This is a genomic window from Ktedonobacter robiniae, assembly GCF_016587375.1.
GTDB classification, from domain to species: Bacteria; Chloroflexota; Ktedonobacteria; order Ktedonobacterales; family Ktedonobacteraceae; genus Ktedonobacter; species Ktedonobacter robiniae.
Window position 1 is genome coordinate 1,927,467 of the sequence record NZ_BNJG01000003.1, and the last position, 12,937, is coordinate 1,940,403.

The 12,937-nt window shown below is 55.4% G+C and carries 13 protein-coding genes and 2 pseudogenes; 9 read left to right on the plus strand and 6 right to left on the minus strand.

The genetic code is table 11. The features are described from left to right. Window positions 1-31: 31 nt before the first annotated feature. On the minus strand, window positions 32-1,330 hold the full coding sequence (locus tag JMJ04_RS40870) for an RNA-guided endonuclease InsQ/TnpB family protein (RefSeq protein ID WP_201369097.1): 1,299 nt from the start codon (window positions 1,328-1,330) through the stop codon (window positions 32-34). Next, window positions 1,317-1,904, minus strand: coding sequence for an IS607 family transposase (locus JMJ04_RS40875; protein WP_201369098.1), 588 nt, complete (start codon window positions 1,902-1,904; stop codon window positions 1,317-1,319). Before JMJ04_RS40875 ends, JMJ04_RS40870 begins: the two co-directional genes overlap by 14 nt. Window positions 1,905-2,186: 282 nt before the next feature. Here JMJ04_RS40875 and JMJ04_RS40880 point away from each other — a divergent pair, with 282 nt between their 5' ends. After that, a complete protein-coding gene (locus JMJ04_RS40880) occupies window positions 2,187-2,492 on the plus strand; it encodes a hypothetical protein (protein ID WP_201376097.1) in 306 nt (101 codons plus the stop codon). Window positions 2,493-2,514: 22 nt separating this feature from the next. Here the strand turns inward: JMJ04_RS40880 and JMJ04_RS40890 are convergent. The 4 genes and pseudogenes from JMJ04_RS40890 to JMJ04_RS47545 all read right to left on the minus strand — a co-directional run. Next, a pseudogene (locus JMJ04_RS40890) lies at window positions 2,515-3,598 on the minus strand (ISL3 family transposase); the annotation flags it as partial. A gap of 340 nt (window positions 3,599-3,938) precedes the next feature. Then, window positions 3,939-4,181 carry a transposase gene (locus tag JMJ04_RS47535; protein WP_236038960.1) on the minus strand — a complete coding sequence of 81 codons (243 nt, stop codon included), beginning with the start codon at window positions 4,179-4,181 and terminating at the stop codon, window positions 3,939-3,941. Beyond that, window positions 4,166-4,528 carry a hypothetical protein gene (locus tag JMJ04_RS47540; RefSeq protein WP_236039022.1) on the minus strand — a complete coding sequence of 121 codons (363 nt, stop codon included), beginning with the start codon at window positions 4,526-4,528 and terminating at the stop codon, window positions 4,166-4,168. Before JMJ04_RS47540 ends, JMJ04_RS47535 begins: the two co-directional genes overlap by 16 nt. 161 nt (window positions 4,529-4,689) lie before the next feature. Beyond that, window positions 4,690-4,815, minus strand: a pseudogene (locus JMJ04_RS47545) (helix-turn-helix domain-containing protein); the annotation flags it as partial. 536 nt (window positions 4,816-5,351) lie between these two features. Here JMJ04_RS47545 and JMJ04_RS40900 point away from each other — a divergent pair. The 8 genes from JMJ04_RS40900 to JMJ04_RS40935 all read left to right on the plus strand — a co-directional run bounded on the left by JMJ04_RS40900 (window position 5,352) and on the right by JMJ04_RS40935 (window position 12,793). Then, a complete protein-coding gene (locus tag JMJ04_RS40900; RefSeq protein WP_201376099.1) occupies window positions 5,352-6,074 on the plus strand; it encodes a TetR/AcrR family transcriptional regulator in 723 nt (240 codons plus the stop codon). Continuing rightward, window positions 6,071-6,931 (plus strand): class I SAM-dependent methyltransferase, encoded by an 861-nt coding sequence (locus JMJ04_RS40905; protein WP_201376100.1) that lies wholly within the window; start codon window positions 6,071-6,073, stop codon window positions 6,929-6,931. Before JMJ04_RS40900 ends, JMJ04_RS40905 begins: the two co-directional genes overlap by 4 nt. 361 nt (window positions 6,932-7,292) lie before the next feature. Beyond that, entirely contained in the window at window positions 7,293-7,697 is a 405-nt protein-coding gene (locus JMJ04_RS40910) for a TniB family NTP-binding protein (protein ID WP_201376101.1), read from the plus strand. A gap of 23 nt (window positions 7,698-7,720) precedes the next feature. Further along, window positions 7,721-8,071: a hypothetical protein gene (locus tag JMJ04_RS40915; RefSeq protein WP_201376102.1), complete on the plus strand. Its 351-nt coding sequence runs from the start codon at window positions 7,721-7,723 to the stop codon at window positions 8,069-8,071. Further along, window positions 8,068-8,334: a TniB family NTP-binding protein gene (locus tag JMJ04_RS40920; protein WP_201376103.1), complete on the plus strand. Its 267-nt coding sequence runs from the start codon at window positions 8,068-8,070 to the stop codon at window positions 8,332-8,334. The genes JMJ04_RS40915 and JMJ04_RS40920 overlap by 4 nt, the downstream gene beginning before the upstream one ends. Before the next feature lie 947 nt (window positions 8,335-9,281). Then, on the plus strand, window positions 9,282-9,488 hold the full coding sequence (locus JMJ04_RS40925; protein WP_201376104.1) for a hypothetical protein: 207 nt from the start codon (window positions 9,282-9,284) through the stop codon (window positions 9,486-9,488). A gap of 446 nt (window positions 9,489-9,934) precedes the next feature. Next, window positions 9,935-10,558, plus strand: coding sequence for a hypothetical protein (locus tag JMJ04_RS40930; RefSeq protein WP_201376105.1), 624 nt, complete (start codon window positions 9,935-9,937; stop codon window positions 10,556-10,558). Between the two features lie 465 nt (window positions 10,559-11,023). Then, on the plus strand, window positions 11,024-12,793 hold the full coding sequence (locus JMJ04_RS40935) for a protelomerase family protein (protein ID WP_201376106.1): 1,770 nt from the start codon (window positions 11,024-11,026) through the stop codon (window positions 12,791-12,793). Window positions 12,794-12,937 lie beyond the last annotated feature (144 nt).

Consider the following 12,937-nt stretch of genomic DNA (forward strand, 5'->3'; position numbering starts at 1 on the left):
CATAATCGATGGCGAAATAGTTCCGTCGTGACTAGCGAATCCTGACAGAGGCCAGGATTTTCTCGCGAGCGGGTTTGTGAGGGAATGACAGCCTCACGGGATGGACTACCGGCAGATGAACCCTGCGCTCCCCATCCTCTACTCCCTCCGACCCGAAGGCATCAGGAGCTGCTTTTCTGATGATGTTATAGGACCCGTTGCAATCGGCGTGAATGAGTTGGCCATTGGATGCCCGATAGAGCCTCCGTGTGATCCGTTTGCCGCTGAAAACAGGCGCATGCTCCTGGCTTTGCTGGTAGATCGGCAAAGGATCGCGATCCAGGAAACTGGCCTTGCTGGTGTAGCTTTCTTCGGTGAGGATCACCTGGATGCCTTTTTGCTCAGCTTTGTAGGTGAGCATCTGGATGAACTGGGCATGAGGCACCTGAACAAAGTTCTGATTTGTCCGTTTCCCCAGGTTGATCTCCTGTTTCCAGCCCACGTTGCGACCAATCACGAGCGTTCCGATCCCCTCAGCCACCAGCACATCAATCACAAAACGCGAGATGGTGTGCAGATCATGCTCAATCCGCCGATTGCGCCAGAGAGTCAAGCGCTCCATGCGCCGGGTGTTTCCAGGACGACCAAGAGCTTGTTGGAGTTCTGCTCGCCGCTTGTTGTAGAACTGATTCGTACTTTTCAGACCGCGCCCGTTAACGACGACCGGGACAAAACCCGGTTTATTTGAAGTTAGTGCGATCAGATTTTCCAGACCAGGATCGATGCCAGCGATGAGCGCGGGATCGACGGCGGAGCGGCTCGGCTCCTGTTCATAAATGATCTCAACGACGACAAAACCGTGTTTGGGAACCACACGGACCTGAGTGATCGCCTTGGGATCTTGTTGGGTTTTGATCTGAATGCCCAGTCCCGAAGGCTGAATGAGGTGTCGTCCAAGGGTCCGTTTGCTGCGGCTTACGGCCTGCATCGTGTAGATGAGTACGTTGCGGCCTGTCGTTTTGTGCTTGTATTTGGGGAATTGGGGGCGTCGGCGAAATTTTGAGGGATCGCGCTTGTAGGCATCGAGCGCTTCAAAGAAGGATTTCCAGTTGCGTTCGAGCAGCAGCAATACCTGTTGGGCCACTTTCGCAGGCAGTGCTTTGTACGCTTCATGCGACTGCATCCGCCGATCCATTTCATTGTAGTTGAGGTGTTTTCCCTCAAAGATGAAGGCCTGACGGATCTCATACAGCGCCGTATTGTAGAGATTTTTGGAAGCAAAACAGGCCGCGTCAAGCGTGGCATAGCGTGGATCACTCCGAAGAATGATGTGCTTTTCAACCAGGTGCACGGTCGGCCTCCAATTCCTGCACAAGACGCTCTGTTTTGCGTTTGGCACGCCGTTGCCCATAGAGCCGGGCGCAGAACGAGTACACGATGCTGGTGAGGTCTGAGAGCAGGTCTTCTGTGCCATTGTCGGCCTGATTGACGACCTCGATCTCACGCCCATAGGTTTGAAGCAGGGTCTCGATGTAACGGAACCCGAAGCGGGTCCCCCGGTCCTTGTGTTCAATGACGATACGGCCCACACTTGGATCGGCCAAGAGAGCCAGAAACTTCGGCCGATTGTCATTGACGCCAGAGCCAATTTCCTTGACAACTTTGCCCACTTGATAGCCACGGGCAGCGCAGTAGGCAACCAACCGCTCAGCTTGACTGTCCAGGTTGGTCTTGTTTTCTGCGGAAGACACCCGCGTGTAGACCACGGTTTGAGGCTTCGATGAGGGGACTGACACCCTGATTGGCTCGTCGATGAGAATCGTGTGAGCCCCTACGCGCCGCCCCTGGATTTTCCCGTCCCGGAACCAACGCCAGGCTGTCTCATAGCGGACCCCTTGTTGTTTCGCGTAATCACTGAGTTTCATGCTCAAATCATACTATGCTACTCAATGATTGTCAAGAATTCACTATACTTTCAAAGATCGGTTTCAATACCTTCATGGCGTTGTGTTGTAGAACGGCTCTTTGTTGCTTGCACTGACTGTAACTCCCAACATTAAACGGCTGATGCCCAATTTCGGGGATTACTGCTCGCTTGTTTGTGGAAAAGCTCTCATTTCCTCCCTCTGTGAGGAAGGGATGAGATATACTACAGAAAGGTCTTCTGATCGTTCTCTCGCAAATAAAATGACAGGAGGTGATCTAGGATGATTGCACGATTGTGGAGAGGCTGGACATTGCTTGAAAATGCGGATGCCTACGAGGGACTGCTTCGAGAACAGGTCCTGCCAGGGTTGCGACAAATCGATGGCTATCGAGGCGGATATATTCTTCGACAAGAGAGTCAGGGCGAAGTGGAATTCGTCGTGATGAATTTCTTTGAGTCGTTGGAGGCGGTGTGCGCCTTTGCGGGGCCTGACTATACAGTTCCCGTTTTTGAACCGGAAGCGAGACAGCTTCTCTCGAAAGTTGAACCCCTCGCGCACCATTATGAGGTCAAAACCACTCCATAGGAGACCAGCAAAGTCGTTGCTCTTACAAAGCATGAAGGACACGCTTACGGAGCAGGGGAAATCCTGCTCGGCCATATCCCTGCCTTTTGATAAGCTTCAGCTTTGTTACGTGTCCTTCCACCACGCCGTTATTGATCCACCAGGTAAGACCGGCTCTCACCGCCTCTTTGTCTTTCCCGACTCCTGCGGCAAAGGACTGGAGTTCGGGAAGGTTGCTGCTGGCTACCTGCTCCAGCCAGGCATCAAGGCATTCTCCCGTGCGGTTGCGCAGCATCTGGGTAAACTGTTGAACGAGATCATAGGCCAAATCAACCTCCGAGTGAAGCTGACGAAGCTTGGCAAGCATTTCCTGCTCCTCGGCACGGACTTTGTCCGGACAACGAAGAAACAGAAAGGCAGCCTGTCGTGCGCTCACAAGAGCAGGGGCCTTCAATGAGGCGGAAAGAGCATTCTTGCGCCCGTTTGGAAGCCGAGTTCCGTATGCTCTCATAGGACCCCTGATAGCCTTGTTTTACGGGTTCTTGGAAGAGGTCGGCAATATTGTGGCACCCATCTTCCCAACGCCGGATCAGATAGGGGAGATAACGATCCACGTGGCTAGCCTGCTCACGTGGTTTGCGTTCGGGAAACCTCCCAGCAGCCAGCCAACTCTGCACGGTGCTCGCGCCGATTCCTACCTGCCGAGCAAAAGCCGCTCGGCTCAGACCGAGCTTGCGCAACGCGATCACCTGCTCATAGCGGGCCAGACGCTCCTCACGCCGGCTTTGCTGCAGGCGCTCCAGCGCTGGGGAAATTTTGACTGCTCGTTTCGGCTGCCACATTGGTGCCTCCTGTTCATCGAGCATCGCTTGTGTCTGTTGTTTGTACTCCGCTACCAGATGACGTGCCAGAAGTCCCTCCAGTGACTCTCGAAGATTTTTCAACAGGTGAAATCTGTCCGCATACTGCATAGCCTGGGGAGCACCTTCTCGCGCAGCAGAGGCATATTCTCCTCCGCGATCTCGACTGACCACCATCAGATCCGGGTGCTGGCGCATCCAGGTCGCCGTTGTTTTCGCTTCCCGATCAGGTAAAAGATCCACAACTCGCTGACTCTCCAGGTCCACTTTAAGGAGTCTACGGTTTCTTTCCTGGGATAGCTATTCTCAGGGTGCCTATCCAATTTCAATGGTACCCAAAATCTCAGAAAGAAACAAGGTTTCGTCTGTCTTCCGCTTTGCAGGCACACAGCGTGATGAAACGGCCCCAGACCGCGTCCAGGATGCTTTTGTTCAGTCCACTCTTGGCCGTCGCCCCATTCGGAAGGTAGTGCTCTCCCGCCGCTGCCGTGCCACCTGTGGTGGGGCTCTCATTGGGGCTCCCTTTAGCAGCGGCCTCTTCTTTCTTGGGTTTGGGTCTTGCCGTCATGTTGCCAATCTGCAACGCCTCAAAGACCAGGGTCCCGTACTAGTTCACCAGGCGGCGCGAGGCCTGATGAAGGAAGTCCTGCCGGCGATGGCGCACCTTGCGGTAGAGTCGTGTCAATTCCCGCTTGGCCCGGCTGCGTCGATGGTTGCCCCGCTTGCGCTGAGCCAGCTTGCGATGCGCGGCCTTGATCTGCTGTTCTGTGGAGCGATAGAGGTGAGGATTGGCCATCTGCTCGCCCGTGGAGAGCGTAGCATAGGAGGTGATGCTCACATCAATGCCCACAGCCTCACCAGAGGGGGGATGGCCTTGGTGGGATCCAACCTCTGCTCCACGCTCAAAATCGCATACCACTGGTCGCCATCGTGCTTAATGGTACAGGCTTTGATGGTGTCGTGGATGGGTCGATGCATCAGCATCTTGAGATGGCCAAGCTTGGAGAGGGCCAGCCGACAGGTTTTCTTGCCCTTGGTGTCGTGGGAGGTGAGGGCACCAAGAAGTTCAAAGCCACTTTGGACATAGGTGAAGGAGTGATAGAGGCTGCCTGATTTGTAGCGTGGGTAGCCTGGGCTTTGTCCCTCAGCAACCCGACGAAAGAAGGCTTGCATGGCCTTATCGAGGCGGCGCAGCACATCTTGCTGGATCTGGGAATGGATCTCCTGATATTCAGGACGCTCCTGTTTGATCTGGGGTAATTGGTCGGCTTGCGTGGATAGGAGATCGAGACGCCAGCCATCTGGTAGGCCAGGGTGCGTTCTTCGAGGCCTGCATTGTAGAGCTCTTTACAGCGGCGAAGCGTCCACAGGAGGGTACCTTCTTGTTTGCGCGTGGGATACAAACGGTAGACATAGGCTTTGACGCGTACAGGCAACGACGTCTCCTCGGCCTGCGGTCGATGCTCCTCTTTCGCCTTTCCCATGCCTGCTCCTCCTCCTCTTCTGGCATTCCTGCACCTTTCCACGTGAAAACCTGCTCACAAGCGTAAAACATGCTTTCGAGCATCAGCATACCGAAACATGTCTCTTCTGCCAAGTTTCCATATATCCATTTTTTTCCTCTCTTCCCATAAGGAACGCCTCTTTCATCCCTATGCATGAATGCAGGGGTCTTCAGAGGCGGCCAAGGATAAGTTTTGAGATTCGTCAAGAGGGAACCTCACGCTTGCAGAAGTGATGTGCTGTGACATTGAAAAAGCAGAGCCATGTATCGCAGAAAACCGTCCGGTTTCGAGACGCATCAAACGATCGGTTTTGGAACTCATTTAACGGTTGATGGTGATACACGTCTCATCACCCGCCCAGTATAGGGAGAGGATTGCCTTTGTAGGATGAGGGAATGAAGGAGATGGCCTCTCTATGAAGGATGTATCGGAGAAACTGCCAGAAGTCTTGACACCCAACGAAAGCGAGTCTACAATAAATAACGAATGAACAAATTTTGTGAAAGTGAGAAATCATGGGGATTGATGAGAAAGAACGCGAACAGGCCATCTTAGATGTGACGGCTGAACTGCTGCTTCGGCATGGGTACAACAAAGTGACGATGAGCGATGTGGCGGATGCTGTCGGCTTAAACCGCAGACTGGTTTATCTCTTGTTTCCTTCAAAGGATGCATTGATAAAAGCCCTTCTGCTTCGGGAATTGAACATCTATGCGGAAGTCTGGAATCGCTATCTCGATAGCGATCCTTTGGGAGGCACGGTCGCTAGCGTCTATCGGGGTCTGCTTGCTGCCCTCAAGCAGTTACCATTGATGACTGCGATGTATACGCGAGATGAGCAGACATTTGGCAAATATCTCTCCAGACCAGGTAATTTCTTCGCCTCCTGGCCGCCTGATCCTGGTCCAACACGGGAGTATCTCCAGGCCATGCAAGAGATCGGAGTCGTTCGTCAGGACATTAACACGAGAGCCATGGCTTTCATCCTGGATGCGTTGACTCCTTCCATCCTTGCCGCCCTCTCTTCTCACACGAAGGCACCTCTCGATGACGCCAACAGGTCGAGCCAGCCATCTTTTGATGAGCTAGTGGAAACGGTGGGCGGGATCTGCGATTGCTTGCTCACGCCGAAAGTGGGTGCGAACCTCGAAGCTGGAAAAGCGATGATGCGTCGGAAAATCGAAGAGGTGCAGGCACAGTTTACTGAGGCAGATGATACGGAAAGGAAAAACCAATGACAACTGAGAAGATCCACTTTACCAAAGAAAAAGAAACGATGCTCATGACCTTGAGCGGTCGAGCTCTCCAGAGCCAATGGAAGAATCCCATCTTGCGTGATCCCTGGGCTGAAGAAGCGATGCGGCATATCGATTACGACATCAGTAAGCACTATAGGGGAGTGGGCTCGTGGAGCATGTGGAGCAAGATTGGATGTACCATCATCGCTACGCGCGCCGCGACCTTTGACCTGCTTACGAACCGCTATCTGGCCGATCACCCGGATGCGACTGTGCTGCACCTGGGCTGTGGCATGGACAGCCGTGTTTTCCGAGTTGATCCGCCTGCCAGCGTCCAGTGGTTCGACGTGGATTACCCGGATGTGATCGACCTACGCCGCCAACTGTTTCCCGAACGGTGCGCCTATCACCTGATCGGCGCACCGTTGGATGATTTGAGCTGGTTGAACGAGGTTCCACAGGACCGACCCGGGCTGCTGATCGCCGAAGGGGTGCTGCACTACCTGAGCGAACCAGAAGTGAAAGCGCTCCTCAATGCAGTGGTCGCTCACTTCCCCGGCGGTCAGATGATCTTCGATATCGGCAATCCGTGGATTGTGAAAAGAGCGGGATCGAACGTCGGGGGCACGGGTGCCACCTACAAGTGGGGTCTTGATGATCCCCAGGACATCAAGCAGCTTGAGCCAAAACTTGAACTGATCAAGGAATTCAGACCAAGCGAACTGGTCGCGTTTTCCCGATTCCCGTTATGGTGGCGGGTCCTTTACCACGCGCAGGAGGTCAACCCCACATTGCGTAGGATGGAACGTACAATAGTTTACCGATATGAGAACGCAAGCTCGGAATTACGATCCTAAGCCAGGTGAAATGAAAAAACGTATTGCAGTGGAAAAATACAATTTAGCATGATTTGATGTCCGATCCCAAAGAACATGACAGGTGGTGAGCATGGAAGAGGGGAGAAATCCCAAAGAAGAAGACGCTCCATCCCAGAGAAGGTGGCGTGACGCAAGCGGCGATCCCAGAGAACGTGGTTTTGCCTGCTGTGGTTTGGGAAAAGGTCCGTCTGAGTGAGAGCATTGTGGAGAGAGAAGGGCAGTCGCGTTGGCAACGATCGACGAGGTTGCATCAGTGGTCACGAGAAGAAGAAGTCCAACAGGAACAGAGCATGGCAGAGAGCGTGCTCTGTTTTTTTGTGTGGTGTGAGCCTGGGAGAGCATGAGGGTAGGCCGAGTCACCACGCCCGAACCTGAGTCAGGGAGGGAGCAGGGGCAGGAGGAAGCGGCAGGCCAGGTGTCAGCGTCCCCGGGGGAGCAGAAGGAAGGTATCCCGGCGCCCAGGCATCTGAAGAGGTATCGCGCAATCCGTGAGATCCCGCAGACGAAGGGACTGACCGTGTTGGCGTCAGGAGAAGCTGTGGCGTGCGTCGACCGACTAGGTGAGGAACTGCAGGGAGTGGGAGAGGCGCACGGGCGAGGAATGGCATTGGTACAGACGAAGGAGTATCGACGCTTTGTGGAGATGTGTGAGGAATGTCGTCGTTCCCAGCTCATCGGACTGTGTTATGGTGTGGCGGGAGTGGGGAAGACGGAAGCCAGTCGGGCGTATGCGCGGCTTCGATGAGATCGAGCCGCTCTTGTCCTGGCATGGAGTGGTGCAACCGCGGTTGTCAAAAGACGAATCCGCGCCCGTCAGCGGCCTTCTCTACGCCGACGGCGACGGTGACGGCCCGGCAGATCGAGCGTGACGTGGCGCTGTTGCGCTGGAGTGTGCGGGTGATTGGAGAGGCAGCGCCCGCACGCGGCTTTCTCTACGCCGACGGCAACGGTCACCGCCAGACAACTAGAGAAAGACGTGGCGCTGTTGCGCTGGAGTGTGCCACAAGAAGTGGAGACGGTGGAGGGGCTGGTGCGTCCGGGGCAGGTGGAACTGCTGATTGTGGAGGAGGCAGATCGGCTGAAGCCGCAGGCGTTGGAGGTGGTGCGCGCTGTCTATGATCGCAGTGCGCGCTCGCCTGATTCTGGTGGGGATGCCAGGGCTAGAGAAACGGCAGGCGCGGTCTCCCCAATGGTATTCCCGCGTGGGGTTTGTGCATCAGTATCGGACGCTGGACCGAGCCGAACAGCAAGAGATCATTGCCCAGCAGATGCAGCAGTTTCCCAGCCCAAGTGGTGGCGAGCGCACGATCGAGAAGGAAGCGCTGGCCCAGATCCTGCGGATGACAGGGGGAAACGGATCGCGCAGATGGAGCGGTTGCTGACGCAAATGAAGCGGATTCTTGTGCTGAACCGGGGAGGCGTGAACTGGTGAGTAAGGAGGTCGTGGAAGTCGCGCGCGAACACCTGGTCTTTGGCAAGGGAATCTGACTTCAGCCAGAACATCCCAAAAATCGGGTCTTGGACAGGGGTCAGATCCTTCAAAAGCTTCCTCGAAAGTGGCCTGCGCGTCCAGCAACCCCGTCTTTGGCCGGCCTTTTTTCCAGAAACCCTGCCTGTATCTTTTGTGACGCGAAGAGAACTTGCCCAAAGATGGGTTCCCTCAATTTGCTCATAGTGTCATTGCCTCTTGCCTGCGTAATCAGGGACTCACGCCAGTGTTGTATGAGTTCATCCGGTGTGGCTTGCGCGCATCTTCGCGGCAGTGTGGCGGAATTTGTCACGGTGTGCTTACGGGAGGAAATGCTCTTTGGGATTGGGCACTGCAGCAACCGTTTGAGACGATGGGGTTCCCTGGATTGAGGGCAGGTGATCCTCCACAAGTATCGCGTCAGATTCCTCACGAGGAAGGCCGCAGGCCCGGTGAGACGAGAATGAGGGCGGTTCTCTGCGAACTGCAGCGCGCGAGAGGGTTGCGCTGCTGGAGGAGGGGGGTGTGTGCGGAGGTGATGACCTTGGAATTGGGTGTACCGGCTGTTGCTGGTCCTGCAGCGCGCCGGTTCACGCGAGGAGGGCGAAAAGCCGTGCGTCGCGCAAAAAGTGCGTGGTAGGGGGTTCTTGCGCAAGGAGAGGAAAAAGAGGAAAAAAAGAGAGACCCACATGGTCTCTCAAAAAAGCTGACCTAGTAAGTGTAGCTGAAGAGCAGAGAAAAGTCAAGTTGTTCGTAGAGCCGTCGAATCTCACGCAGCATGGAGAGACGGGGGCAGACCCATTTCTGCGTTCTCTGGTGCTTTTGGGGACAAGGCGTGGATGCGGGGAAAGAGCAAAAGGGATGCTCGACATGATCAGTGTTGGCCTGATCAGCCGTGTCTGGTCCGCAACTGACGAGAGAAATCATCTGCTTCTCTCGTCAGTTGCGTGTCTGTTTGCGGGGCTCTCTCTCTGTCCCCTTGGAAAATGGCGCCTGCTTCCTTTGACGCCTGGGGCAGGCATTCACACCATGGACGAATGCCTCTTGCGCATCTTTACTGTAGCATGAAATGCCGCGATGTGCAATCCTCGAGAGAAAAGCGCGGAAATGTATGGAAGAGTGTGATGAGCATGGGAGTCGACATGATGCCATTGTGGAGCCGTGGTGGAAGGGAGTGCGAGCGTCCATTCATGGTGGGGTGTCTTGATGTTCTCTTCGCGCCTCTCTTTGCCAACCGGTAGCCACGTTTCTCTCACCATGTCGCGCGAGAAAGGGAGCCATCATCAGAGCCAGGCTGGTAGCCAGTTGGCCTGGCTCTGACGATGGCTTGTGTTTTCTCCACAATCGCTGCACACCCCCCTGGATAAGTTCGTGGAAAAGTGGGTTGCGTCGGGCCCTCTGGTTCAGGTATGCTTCGGAGGAACGAGCGTTCTTCCCTCTCTTGTGCCCGGTGTCGGCCCCTCTATTTCTTCTTCGTCCTTGTTGTGCTTTGCGTGTCAAAGGAGGGAACCATCATGCCTGCAACCATCGGGGGAGAGGAGCCTCGTCTGGCTCCACGCAGTCTTGTTGTACGTCGGCGTCCGAGGCCCTCGCCCGCCAAAGCGCCAGCGGTACAGACGGCGCGCGCCTCTCAGTTCGCCAAAGCGCGAGTGCGGCGTCCCACGACAAGCGAAGAGGTGCCAGAATTCGTGCGGGAGGCCGCGCCAGAGCCGAAAACGTCCCGAGGAGGGAGCTGGCTCCTGCCCCTTGGGCTAGGCATGTTGTGTGCGTTGCTTCTGGCGCTTGTCGGATCTGTGGCGATGAATGGGAGTAGCACGCTCATTGACAACGTTCGCTATGGCTATCCGCGAACGACGCAGGTAGATCACATCGTGGGCCATGAGTTGGATCCCCATGTGCCAACCCATTTTACCGCTCTCAATCTCAAGGGGCAGGTGTTGATCGTTGAGGTGCCCGGCGGCGATGGTGCACAGGCTCGTCTTCTGCAAGGGCCTCACCTGGTTGGGACTGGCGCGGATCTGGCACCGATCACGCTCACCTTCTCAGGCGATGTCCACCATCCGGATCTCGTGGTGACGGTGAATGGGCTTGAGGTGATGTTTCACAACACCGGAACGAGCTATGCGCCAATGCGGTAGAAGACAAAGGGGCGACCGTCATAGCCCCCTTCACAGAATCGCGGCAAGGAAGCCCCTTTGTCTTTGGCAGAGTCATGGAAACGTGGCAACCGGTTGCCACGTTTCCATGACTCTGCCTGGATACATCCAGGGGATTCTTCGAGGAGCAGCAGCTGAGAAAGGAGCTGTCTTTTTCTTTGCGTTCTGGTGGCGGTATCGGCTCATCTGCTTCTCTGCTCGCGAGGGGTGTCATGGCGGGAGTGCTCACGCGACACGCGCCTATGGGATGCGCAGAGAGGATGGGTGGGATCCTTCTCTCCTCTGAGAAGAGAAAATATGGTCACTAAGAGTGTATTGTGTAATATAGCTTTTTAAGCTCGGTTATGGTATACTCTAGGGAAGAAAAGAGGGTATGATGTGACCAAATAGTAGTCACATCACGAGAAGGATGCAACGCTGCACTTTCGCGTGTGAAGGAGTGGGTCAATGCCAAAGATTCCCGGGTGGGAGCGAGACTACTGGCAGGGGGTGTTGCCCCAGGTAGAGCGCCTGGCGCACGAACGCAATGAGCCTGCTTTGGCTCAGTTAGCGAAAGAGGTCTTTGCGTATTGGCGTGAGGAGCGTCACCTCTCAGAGAGTAGCATTCGTAATCCTTTGACGAATCTGCGCAATCAAATTAAGCACCTGCCGCTCACTGAGCAGAATAGTTATCTCACGGATTCGGGGCAGCGGGAGCATCTGGCGCTCAAATATGTTCGCCTCACGCAGCAGGAGTGGGTTCAGTTGAATGCTCCTGCCCGTCAGAAACTGGATGAACGCCTTGGGGATTCTCTGCCTCTCAAGGAGGTTGACGTGCTGGTGGAGCGAGGTACCCGTTTGTTGTCGTCACACAATCCCGCAGAGGTCGCCGTGGGGCTGGCGCTGTGTTGCGGTCGCCGTTTCATTGAGGTGATGAAAACGGCTGTCTTTGAACCCAAGACGGCGTACACCCTCTGGTTTCGTGGGCAGGTGAAAGGGCGTTCGCGTGAGCAGGCCTATGAGATTCCAACGTTGGCGCCGGCTGCTCTGGTTCTCGAGGGCATCGCGCGGCTCCGGCAGCTGGTGGATGCGCACGAAGAGGAACAGAGCATTCGTGCCCGCTATGGGCAAGCAGTGCGCGAGGCCGCTGATCGCCATTTTCACGACCTGGTGCCTGTGCGTGATGAGGAGCGGGACGCCTTGTATACCCACCTGCTCAGAAGCGTCTATGCCACCGTCGCGGTGTCCTGGTATGCTCCCGAGCAGGTGAAAGCCATTGCCTATATTGCCGAAATTCAGGGACATCGCTTGGTGACCACGGCAGAGCGTCACCCGGGAGCGGGGAAGGTGGGTGAGGAGGATGTGGAACAGCAGCAACGTAATTATGCTTCCGCCCTGCACTACTTTGATTATGTGGTCGTTGCTTCTGATGGGACCATTGATCGACGTCAGGGGCGAAAGTTAGGGGAGCCTGGCGTCGAGGTGCTTGAGATCTTTCAACCAAAGGAGAAGGGCGTGAGGAAAGAACCGAAGCTGGAGGGACGGCCCCTCAAGAAGAAGAAAGGCAAAAGGAAAGAGGGGGCTACCTTTTCTTTGATCCGCTTGGCGATCCCCACGCGCGATCGCTTTGACGACCTCTCCGAGAGGATGGTTCCATATCCTCAAGATCAGGATGAAGTGGTACGCAACCTGATGGATGGCTATGAAGCGGCTACTAAAGCGGCGACCCCACTGCCTCAGCCAACGGAACCTCTTGCCTGGACGATTGATGCTCTCGATGTTTCTGCTCAGCAGTTGCAAGAGATCCGTACCTATCTGCTCAGCCAACAGGTGACCGATCTGCGAGCCTTGGTAACCTCCTGGCTTCTGCATGAAGCGGAGAAGATGAAGCAGGAGGGGCCACACTTTGCCGCCATGCCCACATCTCAGCTTTCGCGCTATCGGCAGGAAGGGGCGACCAAGGAACGTCTGCGCCGCGCGATCTATGCGATCATGCAGTGGAATCGTGCCAATGAACCCAGACGACGGTGGTTTCTCAATGTCAGTTTATTGAAAGCTCTGGCTGGTGGTCGCAAGGATCTCATCGGTGCTGTGTTGAAGGAGCATCAGGCTGAAGTCGATCAGCATCATCAAGAGTTCAATATTCCGCGCGGGTATAACAAACATACTGAGCTGGTGCAGGAGGATATTCAGTTGCCTGAGGAGCCTGATGCCTATCCCTGGAATCGATCCAGATAGCTGATACCAATTCGCCATCTGTCGTAGAAAGAATGGGTCTCCCTCGTTTTTATCTCATCGGCTCGCCCTGTTTTTCCGCAGGCTCCGACCGATGGTGCGACGCATCACGCGAGCATGCGGCTCGCCGTGCTCCCACAGTTCGAG